Annotated in this window: 17 protein-coding genes; 7 read left to right on the top strand and 10 right to left on the bottom strand. The window is 72.6% G+C overall.

Going from position 1 to position 18315, the window contains the following annotated elements; translation table 11 throughout:
* Position 1: 1 nt before the first annotated feature.
* Entirely contained in the window at positions 2-979 is a 978-nt protein-coding gene (locus tag RF647_RS14055) for a carbohydrate ABC transporter permease (RefSeq protein WP_368812251.1), read from the bottom strand.
* A 54-nt stretch (positions 980-1033) separates the two neighbouring features.
* Positions 1034-2368, bottom strand: a complete 1335-nt coding sequence (locus RF647_RS14050; protein ID WP_368812250.1) for an ABC transporter substrate-binding protein — start codon at positions 2366-2368, stop codon at positions 1034-1036.
* A gap of 148 nt (positions 2369-2516) precedes the next feature.
* Here RF647_RS14050 and RF647_RS14045 point away from each other — a divergent pair, with 148 nt between their 5' ends.
* Both RF647_RS14045 and RF647_RS14040 read left to right on the top strand, forming a co-directional pair.
* Positions 2517-3239, top strand: coding sequence for a GntR family transcriptional regulator (locus RF647_RS14045; protein ID WP_368812249.1), 723 nt, complete (start codon positions 2517-2519; stop codon positions 3237-3239).
* Positions 3240-3393: 154 nt separating this feature from the next.
* Positions 3394-3915 carry a glutathione peroxidase gene (locus RF647_RS14040; RefSeq protein WP_368812248.1) on the top strand — a complete coding sequence of 174 codons (522 nt, stop codon included), beginning with the start codon at positions 3394-3396 and terminating at the stop codon, positions 3913-3915.
* A gap of 6 nt (positions 3916-3921) precedes the next feature.
* Here the strand turns inward: RF647_RS14040 and rocD are convergent, their stop codons facing one another.
* Complete coding sequence (gene rocD / locus RF647_RS14035; protein WP_368812247.1) at positions 3922-5187, bottom strand: ornithine--oxo-acid transaminase; 1266 nt, start codon at positions 5185-5187, stop codon at positions 3922-3924.
* A 134-nt stretch (positions 5188-5321) separates the two neighbouring features.
* On the opposite strand from rocD, the gene RF647_RS14030 reads away from it, so the two are divergent.
* Positions 5322-6188: an alpha/beta fold hydrolase gene (locus tag RF647_RS14030; RefSeq protein ID WP_368812246.1), complete on the top strand. Its 867-nt coding sequence runs from the start codon at positions 5322-5324 to the stop codon at positions 6186-6188.
* 82 nt (positions 6189-6270) lie between these two features.
* Here RF647_RS14030 and RF647_RS14025 read toward each other — a convergent pair whose 3' ends face one another.
* From RF647_RS14025 to RF647_RS14005, 5 genes are all read right to left on the bottom strand, one after another.
* On the bottom strand, positions 6271-6735 hold the full coding sequence (locus tag RF647_RS14025) for a ribose-5-phosphate isomerase (RefSeq protein WP_368812245.1): 465 nt from the start codon (positions 6733-6735) through the stop codon (positions 6271-6273).
* Positions 6735-7541, bottom strand: a complete 807-nt coding sequence (locus RF647_RS14020; protein WP_368812244.1) for a triose-phosphate isomerase — start codon at positions 7539-7541, stop codon at positions 6735-6737. Before RF647_RS14020 ends, RF647_RS14025 begins: the two co-directional genes overlap by 1 nt.
* 9 nt (positions 7542-7550) lie before the next feature.
* Complete coding sequence (locus RF647_RS14015) at positions 7551-9287, bottom strand: dihydroxyacetone kinase family protein (protein ID WP_368812243.1); 1737 nt, start codon at positions 9285-9287, stop codon at positions 7551-7553.
* 94 nt (positions 9288-9381) lie between these two features.
* A complete protein-coding gene (locus RF647_RS14010; RefSeq protein ID WP_368812242.1) occupies positions 9382-10377 on the bottom strand; it encodes a 3-hydroxyacyl-CoA dehydrogenase family protein in 996 nt (331 codons plus the stop codon).
* A 177-nt stretch (positions 10378-10554) separates the two neighbouring features.
* Positions 10555-11268, bottom strand: coding sequence for a GntR family transcriptional regulator (locus RF647_RS14005; protein ID WP_368795401.1), 714 nt, complete (start codon positions 11266-11268; stop codon positions 10555-10557).
* A gap of 207 nt (positions 11269-11475) precedes the next feature.
* Here RF647_RS14005 and RF647_RS14000 point away from each other — a divergent pair, with 207 nt between their 5' ends.
* The 4 genes from RF647_RS14000 to RF647_RS13985 all read left to right on the top strand — a co-directional run bounded on the left by RF647_RS14000 (position 11476) and on the right by RF647_RS13985 (position 15819).
* A complete protein-coding gene (locus tag RF647_RS14000; protein ID WP_368812241.1) occupies positions 11476-12900 on the top strand; it encodes a GntP family permease in 1425 nt (474 codons plus the stop codon).
* Positions 12901-12977: 77 nt separating this feature from the next.
* The gene (locus RF647_RS13995; protein WP_368812240.1) at positions 12978-13754 is read left to right on the top strand and encodes an SDR family NAD(P)-dependent oxidoreductase; all 777 of its coding nucleotides are present in this window, start codon (positions 12978-12980) and stop codon (positions 13752-13754) included.
* Between the two features lie 89 nt (positions 13755-13843).
* A complete protein-coding gene (locus tag RF647_RS13990; RefSeq protein WP_115163405.1) occupies positions 13844-14785 on the top strand; it encodes a sugar phosphate isomerase/epimerase in 942 nt (313 codons plus the stop codon).
* A gap of 185 nt (positions 14786-14970) precedes the next feature.
* Positions 14971-15819: a formate/nitrite transporter family protein gene (locus RF647_RS13985; protein ID WP_368812239.1), complete on the top strand. Its 849-nt coding sequence runs from the start codon at positions 14971-14973 to the stop codon at positions 15817-15819.
* Positions 15820-16033: 214 nt separating this feature from the next.
* On the opposite strand, the gene RF647_RS13980 is transcribed toward RF647_RS13985, so the two are convergent.
* Together RF647_RS13980 and mmsB are read right to left on the bottom strand one after the other, a co-directional pair.
* Entirely contained in the window at positions 16034-17080 is a 1047-nt protein-coding gene (locus RF647_RS13980) for an aldose epimerase family protein (protein ID WP_368812238.1), read from the bottom strand.
* The gene (gene mmsB / locus RF647_RS13975) at positions 17077-18240 is read right to left on the bottom strand and encodes a multiple monosaccharide ABC transporter permease (RefSeq protein WP_031283073.1); all 1164 of its coding nucleotides are present in this window, start codon (positions 18238-18240) and stop codon (positions 17077-17079) included. The genes RF647_RS13980 and mmsB overlap by 4 nt, the downstream gene beginning before the upstream one ends.
* Positions 18241-18315 lie beyond the last annotated feature (75 nt).

Here is an 18315-nt window from a genome sequence, read left to right as displayed (position 1 = left end):
GTCAGTCCTCCCGTTCGCGGGTGGCGCGGCGCTGGATGAGGGACAGGACCACCACGATCACGAAGAACACCACGGAGATGGCGCTCGCGCGCCCGATGTTGTTCTCGTCGAAGGCGGACGTCACCGCCTCGTACATCACGGTGCGGGTGGCGTCCTCGTTGAGCCCCCCGCCGGAGCGGGCCAGCACGTAGATCTGGTCGAACACGCGCAGCGACAGGATCATCGTGTAGAGCGCCACGAAGACGAGGGTGGTGTTGATCCCGGGCAGGGTGACGTGCACGAAGCGCTGCCACGCACCGGCCCGGTCGAGGCGGGCCGCCTCGTAGAGGTCGGCGGGCACCTGCTGCAGGGCCGCCAGCAGGATCACCATCTGGAAGCCGACGCCCTGCCAGATCGACAGGACGATGACCGAGGCCAGCGCCGTGAGCTCGGAGCCCAGCCAGTCCTGGGCCCCGAAGGCGCCGCCCGAGAAGAACCCGAGCAGGGAGTTGAGGAGGCCGTCGTCCCCGCGGGCGAGGATCAGCCGCCAGATGAGGGCCACCAGGGCGATGGGGAAGACGACGGGGAGGAAGAAGACGGACCGGAAGATCCCGACCCCCCGGACGGTCTTCTGCACGAGCAGGGCCAGCGCGAGCGCGAGGGCGGTCTGCACCGGGACCACCACGGCCGCGAAGACCAGGTTGTGGAGCAGCGCGCTGAGGAACCGGCTGGACACGTCGGGGTCGGTGAAGATCCGGGCGTACTGGGTCAGCCCCATGAAGACGGGATCGCGCGGGTCGCCGAGCCGGACGTTGTGGAAGGAGAAGCCGATGGCCGCGACGAACGGGACCGCGACGAACAGGACGAGCAGCAGCACGGCGGGACCCGTCATGAGGACCCCGGCGAGTCCGTCCCGCCGGAGCCCCCTGCGGGGCGGTGGAGCCTCGGGCACGTCCGCCGGGGCGGACGCGGGGGCCGCGAGGCCCGGTGTGGTGGTCATGGTGCACTCCTCGCAGGTGCGCGGCGGGGCCGCTGGACGGCCCCGCCGCGGCGGTCACTCGTCCTGGTAGCCGTTGTTGTCCTCGAAGTCGGCGTCGATGGCCCGCGCCGCGCTGTCGAGCTCCTCCTGCGGGTCCGCCCCGCCCCAGATCGCCGCGAGGGCGCTGCCGTAGGAGCTCGTGACCGTGGGGTAGCCCGGGGTGATGGGCCGCGCCACCGCGATGCACTCCTGGGTGACCTCCTCCGAGCTGCAGGCCGAGGCCAGGTTGGACGCGAACAGCTCCAGCGGCCCGCCCTCGCCGTAGAGCTCGCTGCCCTCGAGGGAGCTCGTGGTGCCGGGCACCGCCGCGTTGGCCTCGACCATCGTGGCGATGCTCTCGTCGGAGTGCAGGAAGTCGAGGAAGGCACCGGCCGCGGCCTGGTCGCCGCCGGCCGCCGGCGTCACGCCCCACTGCCAGGAGCCGTGGCCCGCCTTGGTGCCGTTGCCGAGGTCGGGCAGGGGCATCAGGACCAGGTCCTCGCCGAGGGCTTCGCTGAAGGTGGGGTACATCCAGTTGCCCGTCCAGGTCAGGGCGACGTCCCCGTCGGGGAAGGCGGTGCCGCTGGTGTTCGGGTCCGTGTGCTCCTTCCACGAGGCCCACTCCTCGAGGGCCTCCACGTTCTCGGCGCTGTTGAGCACACCGACCGCCGCGCCGTCCCGGATGAGCGTGCCGCCGTTGGACCACAGGACCGGGGAGGTGGTGAAGGTGCCCCACTCGGCGGCGAATCCGTTGGCCTCGCCCAGGTCGATCGCGTTGCCCGACGGGCTGACCTCCGCCAGCTTCTGCAGGTTCTGCTCGAACTCCTCCGCCGTCCACGCCTCGCCGGCGGTGGCCGGGGCGTCCACGCCCGCGGCATCGAGGAGCTGCTGGTTGCCCCACAGCCCGAGCCCGACGTCGAACATGCCGACGGCGTAGGTCCGGTCCTGGTACGTGCCGCTCTCCCGCACGCCCTCGATCCGGTTCTCGAGGGTCTCCTGCGACACCACGTCGTCGAGGGGCACGAGCTTGCGGTCGTAGACGAAGGACGCCATCGTCGGGGCGTCCATCTCCATCACGTCGGGCAGGTCCTCCGCGGCGGTCGCCTGGACGGTGCTGGTGTAGTCCGGCTCGGGGATGAGGGTCAGCTCGACGCTGACGTCCTCCTGCGAGTCGTTGTACTCGGCGACGAGGGCCTCGAGCGCCTCGGCCTCGGCCGCCTGGCCGCTGTGGGCCCAGACCTCGATCACGCCGTCGCCCTCCCCGCCGCCGCTCGCGCTCTCCCCGCCGCCGCAGGCGGCCAGCACCACGGCCATCGACAGGCTGGTCCCCAGCACCACGGCCCGGGACCGGCGCCTCGTTCGTGCACTCATGAGCAGTTCCCCTTCTCTCGGCCGCAGTGTTCGCGATCGTCACAGCTGTCGTTCCCCCAGCTTGGACTAGACCAATTTGTGTGTCAATGCTCACACGGCGGGAACCGGGGCCCGCAGGCCCGGGCGGCGCGGTCGATATGCTGGCCCCATGAGCGCGGAGCTGCGGGCCGTCCCGAAGTACTACCTGCTCAAGGAGCAGCTCCGGGCGCTCGTGCGGGACGCGACCCCCGGCGCGCTCATCCCCACGGAGCGGGCGCTCGCCGAGCAGTACGCCACCTCCCGAACCACGGTCCGCCAGGCCATCGGCGAGCTCGTGGCGGAAGGGGTGCTGGGCCGGGCCCAGGGCCGGGGGACCTTCGTGGCCCCGCCGCGGTTCACCTACGTCCGCCAGCTCACCTCGTTCAGCGACGACGCCGACGCCCAAGGCCTCGTGAGTTCCTCCACGGTCCTCGACGTGAGCCGCACGGCCGCCGACGACGACGCGGCGGCCCGGCTGCGCGTGCCCGTCGGCGCCGAGCTCGCGCGAGTGGAGCGGATCCGGCTCATCAACGGCGAGCCGCTGGCCCACGAGGTCGCCCTGCTCGCCGGAGCGCTGCCCGGCCTGGCGGCGCACCTGGACCGGACCGGCTCCCTGTACACCGCGCTGCGCCGGGACTACGGCATCGACATCGTGGCGGCCGAGGACACCGTGGAGACCCGGCTCGCCGGCCCGGACGACGTCCGGCTGCTGGGCATCGAGATGGGGGCTCCCCTGCTGCTGATCCACCGGCTCGGGTTCACGGCGGACGACTCCCCCGTGGAGTGGACCCGCTCGGTGTTCCGCGGGGACCGGTTCCGCTTCCTGGCCCGGATGAAGGGCCCGCAGCACTGACCCGCGGGCCCGCAACCCTGACCCGCGAGATTGCGGTTGTCGGCCACCGCGCGGGGTTACGTAGCCGTCAGCCGCAATCTCGGCGTCCTGGGCGGGCGGTCCGGGCGGCAGAATGGGGGCAGACCATCTGTCCTCGACCGACCCGGAGGCTCCCATGACCACGCTGCACGACTTCACCGCCACCACCCTGGACGGGCGCGAGCAGCCGCTGTCCGAGTACGCCGGGAAAGTGGTGCTCGTGGTCAACACCGCGAGCGAGTGCGGGTTCACGCCGCAGTACGAGGGACTCGAGCAGCTGTGGCGGGACTTCCGGCAGGACGGGCTCGTGGTCCTGGGCTTCCCCTGCAACCAGTTCGGGCACCAGGAGCCGGGCAGCGAGGAGGAGATCGCCGACTTCTGCAGCCGCAACTACGGCGTCACGTTCCCCATGTTCGAGAAGGTCGACGTCAACGGCCCCGGCGCCCACCCCCTGTGGTCGTGGCTGCGCGAGGAGCGGGGCGGGATCATGGGCGACGCCATCAAGTGGAACTTCACCAAGTTCCTCGTGGGCCGGGACGGGCAGGTGATCCGCCGCTTCGCCCCGAAGACCTCGCCGGCGCAGCTCGCCGGCAGCATCGAGTCGGCGCTGGCCCACGGGGAGGCGCCCGCCGGGACGGAGTCCGCCGGGACGGGCTGAGACGGGTCAGCGGCCGGCCATCTCCCGCAGCACGTCCGCGAGCGCGGTCAGGCCCCGCTCCAGCTCCCGGTCGGTGATCACCAGCGGCGGGCTCAGCCGGATGGTGGAGCCGTGGGTGTCCTTGGCGAGGATCCCGTGGGCCACCAGCCGCTCGCAGCACTCCCGGCCGGTGCCGAGCCGCGGATCGATGTCGATCCCGGCCCACAGCCCGCGCCCGCGCACCTCGGTCAGGCCCAGCGGCGCCAGCTCCGCCAGGCCGGCGTGCAGCTTCTCCCCCATGACCCGCGCCCGCTCCTGGGGCTCCCCGGTGGCGAGGAGGGCGACGACGGCGCGGCCGACGGCGCCGGCCAGCGGGTTCCCGCCGAACGTGCTGCCGTGCTGGCCGGGCCGCAGCACCGAGAGCACGTCCGCCCGGCCCACCACCGCGGACACCGGCAGGACTCCCCCGCCCAGGGCCTTGCCCAGCAGGTAGAGGTCCGCCTCCACGTCCTCGTGCTCGCACGCCAGCGTCCGGCCGGTGCGGCCCAGCCCGGACTGGATCTCGTCCGCGACGAGCAGGACGCCGCGCTCGGCCGTGCACCGCCGCACGCCCTGCAGGTACCCCGGCGGCGGCACGATCACCCCGGCCTCGCCCTGGATGGGCTCCAGCAGCACCGCGACGGTGTCCTCGGTGACGGCCGCCTCGAGGGCGGCGAGGTCCCCGAACGGGACGGTCACGAAGCCCGGCGTGTAGGGGCCGTAGTTGCGGTGCGCCTCGTCGTCGTCGGAGAAGCTGATGACCGTGGTGGTGCGGCCGTGGAAGTTCCCCGCCGCCACCACGATCTGCGCCCGGCCCGGGGCCACCCCCTTGCGCTCGTAGCCCCACTTGCGGGCGACCTTGATCGCCGACTCCACGGCCTCGGCGCCGGTGTTCATCGGCAGCATCATGTCCTGGCCGAGCAGCTCGCACAGCTCCCGGGCGAAGGGGCCGAGCTGGTCGTTGTGGAGGGCCCGGCTGGTCAGCGTCACGCGCTCCAGCTGGGTCCGGGCCGCCTCGAGGACCGCCGGGTGGCCGTGGCCGAAGTTCAGCGCCGAGTAGCCGGCGAGGAAGTCGAGGTACTCCCGGCCCTCCACGTCCGTGACGGTGGTGCCCTGGGCCCGGGCCGCCACCACGTCCAGCGGGGAGTACGTGCGCGCGGTGTACCGCTCGGCGGTCTCCACGAGCTCCCGCGTGCTCGTGCCGTGACCGGTGGGGGCCTCGGGGTCGACGAACTGCGTCGGGGCGTGGTTCATGGGGTTTCTCCCGGTTCCTCGCTGGTGTTGTCTGGAGCCTGTGCGGTCCAGCCCATCACGTACAACGCCGCCGGGCCCGCATTACAGTCCCGGCCCCGCGCCGCGCGGCCCGTCCCCGACCTGCAGGAGGAACCGTGTTCCCCGACTTCACCGCCCACGACGTCCCCGTGGCCGACGGCACGATCCACGCCCGCACGGGCGGCGACGGCCCGCCCGTGCTCCTGCTGCACGGCTTCCCGCAGACCCACGCCATGTGGCACCACCTCGCCCCCGTGCTGGCCGAGGAGTTCACCGTGGTCGCGGCCGACCTGCGCGGCTACGGCGGCTCGCGCACGAGCAGCGAGGACCACACCTTCCGGGCGATGGCCGCCGACCAGGTGCAGCTCATGCGGGCGCTGGGCCACGACCGGTTCTCCGTCGTCGGGCACGACCGCGGCGCCCGGACCGCCCACCGGATGGCGCTCGACGCCCCCGGCGCGGTGGCGTCCGTGGCCCTGCTGGACATCCTGCCCACCCTGGAGGTGTGGCGGTCGATGGACGCATGGATGGCCCTGCAGTACTACCACTGGGCCTTCCTCGCCCAGGGCGAGGGCCTGCCGCAGACCCTGATCGGCCACGACCCCGTGTACTTCGTGCGCCGGACGCTCCAGGGGCTCAGCGGCACGCAGGTCCCGTTCGACCCGGCGGCGCTCGCCGCCTACGAGGACGCGGCGCGGGATCCCGCCGTGGTCGACGCCTGGTGCCGCGACTACCGCGCGGCCGCCGGCCCGGACCGGGAGATCGACGAGGCGGACGAGCACGAGCAGCGGGACCTGCCCGCCCTCGTCCTGTGGGGCGCCCGGGGGCGGGTCGGCGCGCGGGAGGACCCGCTCGCGCTGTGGCGGCGGCAGTTCCCGCGGGCCACGGGTAGGGCCCTGGACGCGGGCCACTTCCTCGCCGAGGAGCGGCCGGAGGAGGTGGTGGCGGCCGTCCTGGCGCACCTGCGTGCTGCGCGGACGTAGTCGCGGTCCCCGGACGGACACGCGCCGGGCTCCGGCACGGTGTCCCGTGCCGGAGCCCGGCGGTGCCGGTGCCGAGGTGCGGTCAGCCGTTCTCGTAGCCGGTGATGGCCTCGACCTTGGCCGCCGAGGCGCTGGTGGTGTCGAAGGTGTAGCCCAGCCACTCCTTGGCCAGGCGCCGGGCCAGCTCCAGGCCGACGACCCGCTGGCCCATGCACAGCACCTGGGCGTTGTTGGAGAGCACCGAGCGCTCCACCGAGTAGGAGTCGTGGGCGGTCACCGCCCGGATCCCGGGGACCTTGTTCGCCGAGATCGCCACGCCCAGGCCCGTGCCGCAGATCAGCAGCGCCCGGTCGGCCTCCCCGGAGGCGACCTTCCGGGCGGCCTCGACGGCCACGTGCGGGTAGTCCGTGTTCTCGGTCTCCGAGACGCCGACGTCGACCACGCTCTCCACGCGGTCGTCGGCCTCGAGGTCCCGGCGCAGGGCCTCCTTGTAGTCGAACCCGGCGTCGTCGCCGCCGATCACGATCCGCAGCTTCTTCTCGCTCATCACTTCACCTTTTCCTTGTCGTCGTTCTCGTCGTTGATGGTCCTCGCGCGGGCCGCCTCAGCGCTCCGCGCGATCTCGAGCAGGCGCAGGTAGCCCTCCAGCCGCCAGGCCGTGCGGCCGACGAACAGGCCGTCCACGTGGTCGATGCCGAGCAGGTCCGCGGCGTTGTCCAGGTTGACCGATCCGCCGTAGAGCAGCCCCTGCACCCGGTGCCCCCAGGCCGCTCCGAGGGCGGCGAAGGGTTCGGCCAGCTCCGCGACGGTGGCCGGGCGGCCGTGCTCGCCGATCGCCCAGATCGGTTCGTAGGCGATCAGCACCCGGGACAGCTGCTCGGCCTCGAGGCCGGCCAGGGCGCGCTCGATCTGGCCGAGGATGTGCGCGCCGGACCCGCCGGCGGCCTGCACCTCCGCCGGTTCCCCGACGCACAGCAGCGGGACGAGCCCGTGGGCGAGGGTCGCGGCGACCTTGGCCCGGACGGTGTCGTCCGTCTCGCCGAAGTGCTCGCGGCGCTCGGAGTGGCCGATCTCCACGAGCCGGGCCCCGGCGTCGGCGACCTGGGGCACGGAGACCTCCCCGGTCCAGGCCCCGGCCGGCTCCCAGTGCGCGTTCTGCGCCCCGACCAGCACCCGGGGCTCCTCCGCCAGGGCCGCCGCCACCGCGGCGATCGCCGTGGCCGGCGGGATCACGAAGGGCTGCACGTCCCCGAGGTCCCGCCCGGCCAGGGCATCCGCCAGGCCGCGGGCCCAGTCCGTGGCCTCGGCCAGGGTCTTGTTCATCTTCCAGCTCGTGCCGATCCACACCGTCACGACAGCCTCCTACCGGGCGTCCGGGGTCCGGGCGAAGAGATCGCCCAGGGCGTCCATGAGCACGGAGAAGGACAGCGCCCCGGGGTCCGGGGTGCCCAGGCTCTTGTCGCCCAGCACCTTCGAGCGCCCGCGGCGGGCGGTGATGTCCGCGGTGGCCTCGGCGGCCTCCCGGGCCACGGCGGCGGCCTTCTTCGTGGCGCCCGCCAGGTTGGAGGAGGTCTCGAACTCGGCCAGCAGCGCCTCGCGGAACGGCAGGGCGGCGTCGACCATGGTCTTGTCCCCCGGCTCCGCACCGCCCAGCCGGACGACCGCGTCGATCCCGGCCACCAGGGCGGCCACCGCCTCGTCCGACCCGGCCCCGGCGGCGTCGTCGAAGACCCCGCCGGCCGCGGTCAGCGCCGCGCCCCACAGGGCACCGGAGGTGCCACCGGCCTCCTCGGCCCAGGCGTCCCCCGCACGCAGCAGCACGGTCCGCGCCCCGGCACCGGCCGCGGCCGCGTCCCGGGCGGCCGCCAGCGCGCCCCGGGTCCCGTAGGCCATGCCCTGGCCGTGGTCGCCGTCGCCGGCGATGGCGTCCAGCTTGCCGAAGTGCTCCTCGTGCTCGGCCGCGGTCGCCTCCAGCACCGCCAGGGCCGCCACGACCCGCTCGGCCGCCGACCGGGACTCCGCGGTGGCCTCGGGCACCTCCTCCGCGCCGGGGGTGTGCACCCCGGTCCGCGCCGGCCGCCCGGCCGTGTCCGGGGCACCCCGGCGGAACGCCGGGGTGTCGGCCGGGGCCAGCCAGTAGCGCTCGAGCTCCTCGTCGAGGAACACCACGGTCAGCGAGCACCCTGCCATGTCCAGGCTGGTGACGTGCTCCCCGACCTCCGGGGCCACCACGGTGAGTCCCTTCTCGGCCAGCCGCTCGGCCACCCGGGCGTAGACCACGAACAGCTCCTCGTACTTGACCGTGCCCAGACCGTTGACCAGCACCGCCACCCGCCCCTGGTAGCCGCCCTCGACCCGGGCGGGCTCCTCCTCCAGCACACCGTCCAGCAGCAGGTCGGCGATCTCGTCGGCCGTGCCCATCGGCACCTCCCGCACGCCGGGCTCGCCGTGGATCCCGAGCCCGATCGCCATCTCCCCGGCCGGCACGTGGAACAGCGCCTCACCGGCACCGGGCAGGGTGCAGCCCTCGAAGGCCACCCCGAAGGACCGGGTCGCGTCGTTGGCCTTCCACGCCACCCGCTCGGCCTCGTCCAGATCCGCCCCGGCCTCGATCGCCGCCCCGGCGATCTTGAACACCGGCAGGTCCCCGGCGATGCCGCGGCGCTCACGGTGGGCCTCGGCCCGGCCCGAGGCGATGTCGTCGGACACCCGGATGATCCGCACGTCCACGCCCTCGGCGCGCAGCTTCTCCGCGGCCTGCCCGAAGTGCAGCACGTCCCCGGCGTAGTTGCCGAAGCCCAGGACCACACCCCCGCCGTTCTCCGCCGAGCGCGCCACGGAGTACACCTGGGAGGCCGAGGGCGAGGAGAAGATGTTGCCGCACGGGGCGCCGTGGCCCATCCCCGGCCCGATCCACCCGGCGAACGCCGGGTAGTGCCCCGACCCCCCGCCGATCACCAGCGCCGGCTGACCCGCCGGCGTCTCGGAGGCGCGCACCACCCCGCCGTGGGCGGCCACCACGTGCTCGGGATGGGCGGCCACATATCCCCGCAGCGCGTCGGACGCGAACTCCGCAGGATCGTTCACAAGAAAAGTCATCGTTCCAGCCTCGGTGGTCTCGGAGGGTGGCCGGGCGGAGCGGCGATCGACGTCGAGCGCCGCTCCGCCCGGCGGGGTGTGCGGTGGCGCCGGCTCAGCCGGCGTGGGCGGACGCGCCGCCCTGCTGGGCGGTCTCCTCGTCGACCGGGCTGGGGCCCAGGTCGTTCAGGAGCTGCCCCATGGCCACGTACGCCTTGTTGCGGTACGCAACGAGGTCGTTCGAGCGCTCGGCGGGGATCTGAAGGAAGCCGGCGCCGGACTTGGTGCCGAGCTTCCCGGCGTCGACGAGGTCCTGGAGCGCCTTGGGCGTGGCGAAGCGCTCGGGGAAGGAGGTCTGCAGGGAGGCGTAGCAGAAGGAGTAGACGTCCAGTCCGGCCATGTCCGCGATCGCGAAGGGGCCGAAGAACGGCAGCCGGAAGCCGAAGGTGGTGCGCACCAGCGTGTCGACGTCCTCGGCGGTGGCGATGCCCTCCTCGACCAGCTGGGCGGCCTCGTGGAAGAGGGCGTACTGCAGGCGGTTGAGCACGAAGCCGGTGACGTCCTTGACCACGGCGGACTTCTTGCCGGTCAGCTCGACGATCTCCTGGGCCGCCGCGACCGTCTCGGGCGTGGTGGTCGCGTGCGGGATGACCTCGACGCCGGGGATGAACGGCGCGGGGTTGGAGAAGTGCACCCCGAGGAAACGGCCCGGGTTCTCGACGACCTCGGCGAGCTGGGCGATGGAGATGGTGGAGGTGTTGGAGCCGATCACGGCGTCCGCCGGAGCGGCGTCGCTGATCCGGCGCAGGGTGCCGTGCTTGATGTCGAGGATCTCCGGGACGGCCTCCTCCACGTAGGAGGCGTCCGCGACGGCCTCCTCGATGCTGGGAGCGGCCCACAGGTTCTCCCGCAGGCGCTCGACCGCGTCCGCAGGGAAGAGCCCGTCGGCGACGAACTGCTCCGCCTCCCCGAGCAGGCGCTCGAGGTTCTTCTCGGCGACCTCCTGCGAGATGTCGGCGAGCGCGACCCGCGCGCCGCCGAGGGCGAGCACCTGGGCGATGCCCCCGCCCATGTATCCCGAACCGACTACTGCTACCGAGCGCTGAGCCATGATCCCCATCTCCTCTGATGTGCACATGTTCTGTCTGTGGGACACGGCGGCATCGGAGCGCGGGTCGCGAGCGACCGCGGGAACCGGATCAGGTCTTCGCCGTGTTTCCTATAGGATCCACGGAGCGGAGTGTGGTGTCAACCACACCGGGAGGTGTCGAGGGGTGCGGGAGGGGCCTCAGGCGCTCTCGCTCCGGGCGTCCTGGTCGGCGCTCTCGTGCTCGTGGATCGCCCGCTCCCGCACGCCGCAGATGTGCCCGGCCATGGCGATCCGCGCGGCCGCGGGGTCGCCGCGGCGCAGCGCCTGGAGGATCCGCGCGTGCTCCTCGATGGCGCTCCGCGCGTCCTGCACCCCCAGTCCGCTGAAGAGCCGGAACCGGTGCACGTGCCCGCCGAGGGACTCGTAGGCGCCCAGGACGAACTTGTTGCCGGCCTGCTCCGCGATGAGCCGGTGGAAGCGCTCGTCCGCCTCCCAGTAGGAGCGGTAGTCGGAGAAGTGGGGCCCGTTCGGCGCCTCACGGAGGTCGTCGATGGACCGCTCCAGGGACTCCAGGAAGGTCGCATCCGCACGGCCGCACGCCAGTTCGGCGTTGTACGGCTCGATGAGCAGGCGCGCGTCCATGAGGTCCAGCAGCTCCTCGTGCGTGAGCAGGGGTGCCACGCGGTAGCCGCGCAGCGCGGCGCGGACCACCATGTTCGTGGACTCCAGCCGCGCCAGGGCCTCCCGGACCGGGGTCGGCGAGACACCCAGCGCGCGCGCCGTGCCGTCGATGCTGATGGGGTCCCCGGACTTCAGGTCACCGTCCATGAGACGCGCGAGGATCTCCTTGTAGACCTGGTCCGCGAGGATGCTGCGCTGCACCCACGTCCCGCCCGGAACAGTCGTGTCCATGCCGATTTCCTCACTCGCGTCCGCCGTAACAGGCATTGTCCCACGCAGGCGCGGGCGCGGAGGGCGGCCGGACCGCTCCTGCCGCCGCCCCACCCACTGGACAGCTCACCAATATCCTATAGGGTATTGGCCAATGGCCCGTCGAATGTGGTCCACGCCACAGCATTAGGGTGGCCCGCCCGCGTTCTGATCAAAGGTGACTCAGCTATGCACATCCTTCTGCCCGCCGCCACGGCGGACGCGCTCGTCCTGGCGGAGAGGCCCACGTGGGCCCTGCTCGCCATCGCGGTCGCGGCCATCGCCGCGCTGCTCTTCCTGATCATCAAGCTCCGCGTCCACGCGTTCTTTGCCCTGATCATCATCAGCCTGCTCACGGCGCTGGCCGCCGGCATCGGCGTGGCCGACGTCGTGGGCGTCGTGGTCGCAGGGTTCAGCACCACCGTGGGCAACGTGGCCCTGCTCGTGGGCTTCGGCGCGGTGCTCGGCCGCCTGGTCCAGGTCTCGGGCGGCGCCCAGGTGCTCGCCGACGCGATGCTGCGGCGGTTCGGGGAGAAGCGGGCCCCGCTCGCCCTGGCCGTCGCCTCCCTCTTCTACGCGTTCCCGATCTTCCTGGACGCCGGCTTCATCGTGATGCTGCCGATCATCTACACGGTGGCGCGGCGCCTGGGCGGTTCCTTCATGCTCTACGTGCTGCCCTCCATCGGCGCCTTCCTGATGATGCACGCCCTCACCCCGCCGCACCCGGGCCCCACCGCCGCCGCCACGGTGATGGGCGCCGACGTCGGCATGGTCGTGCTCGTCTCGCTCCTGGTCGGCCTGCCCACGTGGTACCTCGCCGGCTACCGGCTCAGCCTGGTCATCGCCAAGCGCTTCCCGGACATGCCCGTGCCGAACCTCCTGGGCGAGGTGGAGCTCGAGGACGACATGCCCCGGCCCGGCTTCTGGACGATCATCTTCGTCCTGCTGCTGCCCCTCGTGCTCATCTTCTTCAACACGCTGTTCACCACGCTGGAGGCCAGCGGGTCCGTGGGCGAGGACAACGTCCTGTTCCGGCTGTCCCGGCTCATCGGCAACACCCCGATCGCGCTGCTGATCGCCACGCTGTTCGCGATGTACCTGCTGTACCTGCGGCCGCGGCGCGGCCGCGGCTCGATCGGCGGCGCCCTGGAGGACCTGGTCGACCACGCCCTCGCCCCGGTCTGCTCGATCATCCTCATCACGGGAGCCGGCGGCGCCTTCGGCCGGGTGCTCACCGAGACCGGGATCGGCGGCACCATCGCCGGTGGCCTGGACGCGATGGGACTCCCGGTGATCCTGGCCGGCTTCCTCGTGGCGATCGCCTTCCGCGTGGCCCAGGGCTCGGCCACCGTGGCCGCGACCACGGCGGGCTCCATCATGGCGCCCGCCGTCGCGGAGCTGGGCCTGTCCGGCGTCGGGCTGGCCGCCATCGTCGTCGCCATCGCGGCGGGCTCCATCACCTTCTCCCACGTCAACGACTCGGGCTTCTGGCTCATCGGCAAGTTCTGCGGCTTCGACACCCTGACCACCCTGAAGACCTGGTCGGTGGTCGGCACCGCGATCGGCTTCATGGCCTTCGCCCTGGCCTGGGGCCTCTACGCCCTGACCGCGTGAGCCGGCCACCGGCACCACGCCCCGCCCCCCACCCCGCGCCCGATCGCCACGCACCTGATCGCCCCGAAGGAGTTCTCATGACCGACGGACAGTTCCCCGCGCACCGGACGGCGGTCGTCACCGGCGCCGGGGCCGAGCGCGGCATCGGCCGCCACGTGGCCCGCCGCCTGGCGCGGGAGGGGTGGGCCCTGGCGGTGCTGGACGTCGACGCCGACGGCGTCCGCTCCTTCGCCGCCGAGCTCGCCGGACGGACGGAGACCCCGGTGCGCGGCATCCCGGTCGACGTCGCCGACCCCGCCTCCGTGGACGCCGCGTTCGAGGAGATCGACGCCCACCTGCCCCCCGTGCTCGCCGAGGTGAACCTCGCCGGCATCGCCAGCCCCCACTCCTTCTTCGAGCTCACGAAGGACGTCTGGACCCGGGTCATGGACGTCAACGCCACGGGCACGCTGCTCATGATGCAGGCGGCGGCCCGGCGCATGGTCGACGGGGGCCACGGCGGCCGGATCGTCAACACGTCCTCGATCACCGCCTACGACGGCGGCGGGACGTTCTCGAAGACCGGGTACGCCGCGGCGAAGGCCGCGGTCCTCGGTCTGACCCGCGGTGGCGCCCGGGAACTGGGAGCGCACGGGATCACCTGCAACGCACTCGTCCCGGGTCCCATCGACACGGACATCATGGGCGGCGCGCTCACCGAGGACCGCAAGTCCGCGATGTCCGCGGGCATCCCCGCCGGCCGCGTCGGGCAGCCGGACGACGTGGCCGCCCTCGTCGCCTTCCTGACCAGCCACGAGGCCGGGTTCGTCAACGGCGCCTCGTACTTCATCGACGGCGGCAAGCACATGGTGTGAGCCCGCGCCGCCCCGAGCACCGGTGCCACCGCGCACCCCGGACACCACCCAGCACGGCGCCCGACGAGGCGCCCGACAAGGAGAGAACCATGCCGCACACCCCCGAGACCTGGCCGATCGGCGCCGCCCTGCTGAACTTCACCGGCACCACCGCCGACGGCCGCGACCGCACCACCGCCGGCCCCGAGGCCTGGAAGCAGACGCTGCGCGAGGTCCGCCTCGCGGGCTTCGACCACGTCGACCTCACCGACTCCTGGGTCCGGCCCGCCGACCTCGACACCGACGGCCGCCGCCGGCTGCTCGAGACGGCCCGCTCCTACGACCTCGCCTTCAGCGACATCGCCGTGACCCGCAAGAGCGTGATCACCCCGGACGAGGACCGGGCCCGGGAGAACATGGCCTACACGAAGCGGACCATCGACGCCGCGGCGGACCTCGAGGTGCCCATGGTGTGCCTGGGGCTGCACGACCCGTTCACCGAGCCGCAGAAGCAGGCCACCTGGTTCTGGCTCGCGGAGGGCGCCGAGGACGAGGAGACCCCGGAGAACCGGGAGAAGGCCGCCGCCCGCTTCCGCGAGCTCGGCGAGTACGCCGCCGAGCGGGGGGTCAGCGTGTCGCTGGAGATGTACGAGGGCACCTTCCTCGGCACCGCCGACAGCTCCGTGCAGCTCGTCACCGCCGTGGACCTGCCCAACGTGGGGCTGTGCCCCGACATCGGCAACATCGTCCGCCTGCACCGGGAGGTCGAGGACTGGCGGGAGATGCTGACCAAGATGCTCCCCCACACCAACTACTGGCAGCTCAAGAACTACTTCCGGGACCACGACCCCGCCACCGGTTCCTACGCCTCGGCGCCGGCGCCGCTGGCCCTCGGCTTCATCGACTACCGCGAGGCCATCGGCATGGCCCTGGAGGCCGGCTTCGACGGCCCCATGTGCGTGGAGCACTACGGCGGCGACGGCCTCACGGTGACGGCCATGAACCGGGACTACATCCGGGGGATCCTCGCGGCCAAGCTCCCGGAGGCATGATCCCCTGCAGGACGGACGGAACGGCTCCGGTGCGGCACCGGGGCCGTTCCGTCGTCGATGCCGGTGGCGGCGCCGGCGCCGGGTCCCCGGGACCGGGGGCGCGGGCCCCCGCCTAGGATGGTCCCACCGGGCGGCTCCTGGACGCCGCCCGGGTCCACGGCCACCTCTGGAGACGGGCGCCGAGCATGACCTCCGACCCGCAGCAGCTGTTCCCGGGCAAGCAGTTCATCAGCACCGTCCTCGCGGCGCTGGAGACCAAGACGACCATGTCCGGCGAGCTGGCGCGGCGCTACCTGCAGCGCGCCGGGATGGCCGGGATGATCATCGGTGTCCTGTTCGCCGCGAACTTCGCCGTCGTCGCCGCGTTCGACGCCGTGCCCGCCGGGGACGCGACGCTGCGCCCCCTGGGACGCCTGCTGGGTGCCGTGACCTTCGGCTGGGCGCTGGTCTTCATCTACTACTCGAAGTCCGAGCTCCTGACGTCCAACATGATGATCGTCTCCATCGGCGCCTACTACCGCCGCACCTCGTGGTTCAAAGCGGTGCGGCTGCTCGGGCTGTGCTATCTGGGCAACTTCCTGGGCGGGCTGCTCGTGGCCGTGGTGCTGCGCTTCAGCACGATCACGGACGGGCCCGCGCACGCGGAGATGGAGGCCGCCGTGGCGCACAAGCTCGAGTTCGTCACCAGCGGCGCCACCGGGTGGACGGACCTGTTCCTGCGCGCGGTGCTGTGCAACTTCCTCATCAACCTGGCGATGCTGCTCGTCTACAACGGCCTGGTGAAGGACGACCTGATGAAGAGCCTGATCATGATCGTGGCCGTCTTCCTCTTCGCGTTCCTGGGTCTCGAGCACTCCGTGGCCAACACGGTCCTGTTCACCGTGGTGGGCCTGGAGGACGGCCTCGACGTGGGGGCCGCGGGCGCCAACGTGGGGATCGCCCTCCTGGGCAACTTCCTGGGCGGCGGGGTCCTGATCGGCTTCTACTACGCGTACGTCAACGACGACGCCGGGTACCGCCCCCGCACCCGCTGACGCGGGGGCCCCCGGCGCGCTCGCTCTCGGCCGAAAACTCTTCAGCTCACTTACCTTTTGCCGGGACACCCCGTAGCGTGGACCGGGCACGTCATCCGAGCACCACCCCAGCGAGAAGAAGGAGCACCAGCATGCGAAGGATCCTGTTCATGGTCGGCACCGCGATCTTCGGCCGCATCATGGCGAAGCGGCGCGAGAACAAGGCCGGCGGCCGCTAGTACCGGAAGCGCCACTCGGTGCGGGAGCGGTAGGTCTGCCCCGGGCGCAGCACCGGGTCGGAGAGCTCCGGCCGGTTCGGCGAGTCCGGGTGGTACTGGGGCTCCAGGGCGATCCCCGCTCTCCGCGGATAGGCGCGCCCGCCGGTGCCGGTGATGGCGCCGTCCAGGGCGTTGCCCGTGTACACCTGCAGGGCCGGCTGGTCGGTCCACAGCTCCACGGACCGCCCGCTCGCCGGGTGCTCCAGCCGGGCGGCGGCGCGCAGCCCGGTGCCGCGCAGGTGGAAGGAGTGGTCGATCCCGCCCACGGCCGCGACCTGCGGGTGCTCCGCCCGCACCCGGTCCCCGAGCCAGGCGGGGGCGGTGAGGTCCAGCGGCGTCCCGCGCACGGCGGCGAGGCCGCCCAGCGGCACCCCGTCCCGGCCGACCGGCAGGTACCGGTCGGCCTCGACGGTGAGCGTGTGGTCGTCGACCGTCCCCGATCCCTCCCCGGCGAGGTTGAGGTAGACGTGGCTCGCGGGCCCGACCACGGTCGGGGCGTCGGTGCGGGCCTCCAGGTCCAGGGCGAGGACGTCGTCCGTGACGGCGTACCGGGCCCGGAGGACCACTTCGCCGGGAAAGCCCTGGTCCCCGTGCGGGCTGACCAGCTCCAGCACCAGGACGTCGCGGCTGGCGGAGACCGTCCGCCAGGTGCGGCGGTGGAAGCCGTCGGGGCCGCCGTGCAGGGTGTTGCCGCCCTCGTTGGCCGCCAGTTCCACGGTGGTCCCGTCGAGGTCGAAGCGGGCCCCGGCGATCCGGTTGGCGCAGCGGCCGACCACCGCTCCCAGGAAGGCCTCCGGGGGTGCCGCGCAGCCGGCGGCGTCCGGGTGCCCCAGCACCACGTTGGTGCCGGGGCCCCCGGCCCGGCCGGGCAGGTGCAGGGCCTGGACCGCGGCGCCGAGGTCGAGCACCCGCAGGCTCAGCCCGCCCGGGGCGGTGAGGGTGTGCGCGGTGACCTCCCGCCCGTCGGGCAGCGTCCCGAAGGACTGCGGGGCGGGCGCGGTCATTTGAGGGCGTTCGAGGCGCGGCGCTTGTTGAACACGTCGAACCCGACCGCCAGCAGCAGCACCAGGCCCTTGATGAACTGCTGGTAGTCGATGCCCACGCCCATGAGGGACATGCCGTTGTTGAGCACGCCCATGATCAGACCGCCGGTGATGGCTCCGATGATGGTGCCCACGCCACCGGTCACGGCGGCGCCGCCGATGAAGGCCGCGGCGATCGCGTCCAGCTCGAACAGGTTTCCGGCGCCCGGCCCGGCGGAGTTGAGCCGGCCGGTGAACACCAGCCCGGCCAGCGCGGCCAGCACGCCCATGTTGACGAAGAGCAGGAAGTCGACGCGCTTGGTGTTCACACCGGACAGCTGGGCCGCCTGGAGGTTGCCGCCGCGGGCGTACACGTGGCGGCCGAACACCGTCCGGTTCATGACGGCGCTGTAGGCGACCACCAGCACGCCGAGGACCACGAGCACGATCGGCGTCCCGCCGCGCGAGCTGGCCAGCAGGAAGGTGAGCGCGAGGATGACGACGACGCCGAAGACCAGCCGCGTGAGGAACCAGGCGCGCGGCTCGTCCTCGAGGTGGAGCTTCGCGCGGTTGGCCCGGCCCCGGAGCTGGCTCAGCACGAGCATGGCCGTGGCGATCAGGCCGATGCCCACCGTGGTCCAGTCCAGGATGTTGGTCGCCGGCGGGAACAGCCCCGGGAAGAGGGAGCCGCCGCCGAGCTGGCGGTACTCCGGCGGGAAGCCGGTGATCCGCTGGTTCTCGAGCACGATCTGCGTCAGCCCGCGGAAGACGAGCATGCCGGCGAGGGTCACGATGAAGGCGGGGATCCCGATGTAGGCCACCCAGAAGCCCTGCCAGGCGCCCACGAGCGCGCCGACCGCGAGGGCGGCGACGAGGGCCACCCACCACGGCAGACTCCAGTCCCGGATCATGATCCCGGACATGGCGCCCACGAACGCGGCCACCGAGCCGACCGAGAGGTCGATGTGCCCGGCCACGATGATCATGACCATGCCGATCGCCAGCAGCAGGATGTAGCTGTTCTGGACGATGATGTTGTAGACGTTGTCCGGCTGCAGCAGCGCGCCGCCGGTCAGGGCCTGGAACAGCGTCACGATCACCAGCAGGGCCAGGAAGATGCCGATCTGGCGGAGCCGGCTCATGAGGAACCGGCCGGCACCGGCCACGGTGGAGGCCTTCTGCGGGCCCCGGCTGTCGAGAGCCCGGTCCTCGTCGAC

It is taken from the genome of Kocuria sp. CPCC 205263, from assembly GCF_040981075.1.
In the GTDB taxonomy this organism is placed as follows: Bacteria; Actinomycetota; Actinomycetes; order Actinomycetales; family Micrococcaceae; genus Kocuria; species Kocuria rosea.
This window is presented reverse-complemented; position numbering and strand designations above follow the sequence as displayed.

Bases quoted from the DNA above. Each gene is read 5' to 3' on its own strand.
- RF647_RS14055 (WP_368812251.1), bottom strand. From the start codon at position 979: ATGACCACCACACCGGGCCTCGCGGCCCCCGCGTCCGCCCCGGCGGAC.
- RF647_RS14005 (WP_368795401.1), bottom strand. From the start codon at position 11,268: ATGGACACGACTGTTCCGGGCGGGACGTGGGTGCAGCGCAGCATCCTC.
- RF647_RS13995 (WP_368812240.1), top strand. From the start codon at position 12,978: ATGACCGACGGACAGTTCCCCGCGCACCGGACGGCGGTCGTCACCGGC.
- rocD (WP_368812247.1), bottom strand. From the start codon at position 5,187: ATGAACCACGCCCCGACGCAGTTCGTCGACCCCGAGGCCCCCACCGGT.
- RF647_RS14015 (WP_368812243.1), bottom strand. From the start codon at position 9,287: ATGACTTTTCTTGTGAACGATCCTGCGGAGTTCGCGTCCGACGCGCTG.
- RF647_RS14050 (WP_368812250.1), bottom strand. From the start codon at position 2,368: ATGAGTGCACGAACGAGGCGCCGGTCCCGGGCCGTGGTGCTGGGGACC.
- RF647_RS14000 (WP_368812241.1), top strand. From the start codon at position 11,476: ATGCACATCCTTCTGCCCGCCGCCACGGCGGACGCGCTCGTCCTGGCG.
- RF647_RS13990 (WP_115163405.1), top strand. From the start codon at position 13,844: ATGCCGCACACCCCCGAGACCTGGCCGATCGGCGCCGCCCTGCTGAAC.
- RF647_RS14025 (WP_368812245.1), bottom strand. From the start codon at position 6,735: ATGAGCGAGAAGAAGCTGCGGATCGTGATCGGCGGCGACGACGCCGGG.
- mmsB (WP_031283073.1), bottom strand. From the start codon at position 18,240: ATGAGCCGGCTCCGCCAGATCGGCATCTTCCTGGCCCTGCTGGTGATC.
- RF647_RS14045 (WP_368812249.1), top strand. From the start codon at position 2,517: ATGAGCGCGGAGCTGCGGGCCGTCCCGAAGTACTACCTGCTCAAGGAG.
- RF647_RS14040 (WP_368812248.1), top strand. From the start codon at position 3,394: ATGACCACGCTGCACGACTTCACCGCCACCACCCTGGACGGGCGCGAG.
- RF647_RS13980 (WP_368812238.1), bottom strand. From the start codon at position 17,080: ATGACCGCGCCCGCCCCGCAGTCCTTCGGGACGCTGCCCGACGGGCGG.
- RF647_RS13985 (WP_368812239.1), top strand. From the start codon at position 14,971: ATGACCTCCGACCCGCAGCAGCTGTTCCCGGGCAAGCAGTTCATCAGC.
- RF647_RS14010 (WP_368812242.1), bottom strand. From the start codon at position 10,377: ATGGCTCAGCGCTCGGTAGCAGTAGTCGGTTCGGGATACATGGGCGGG.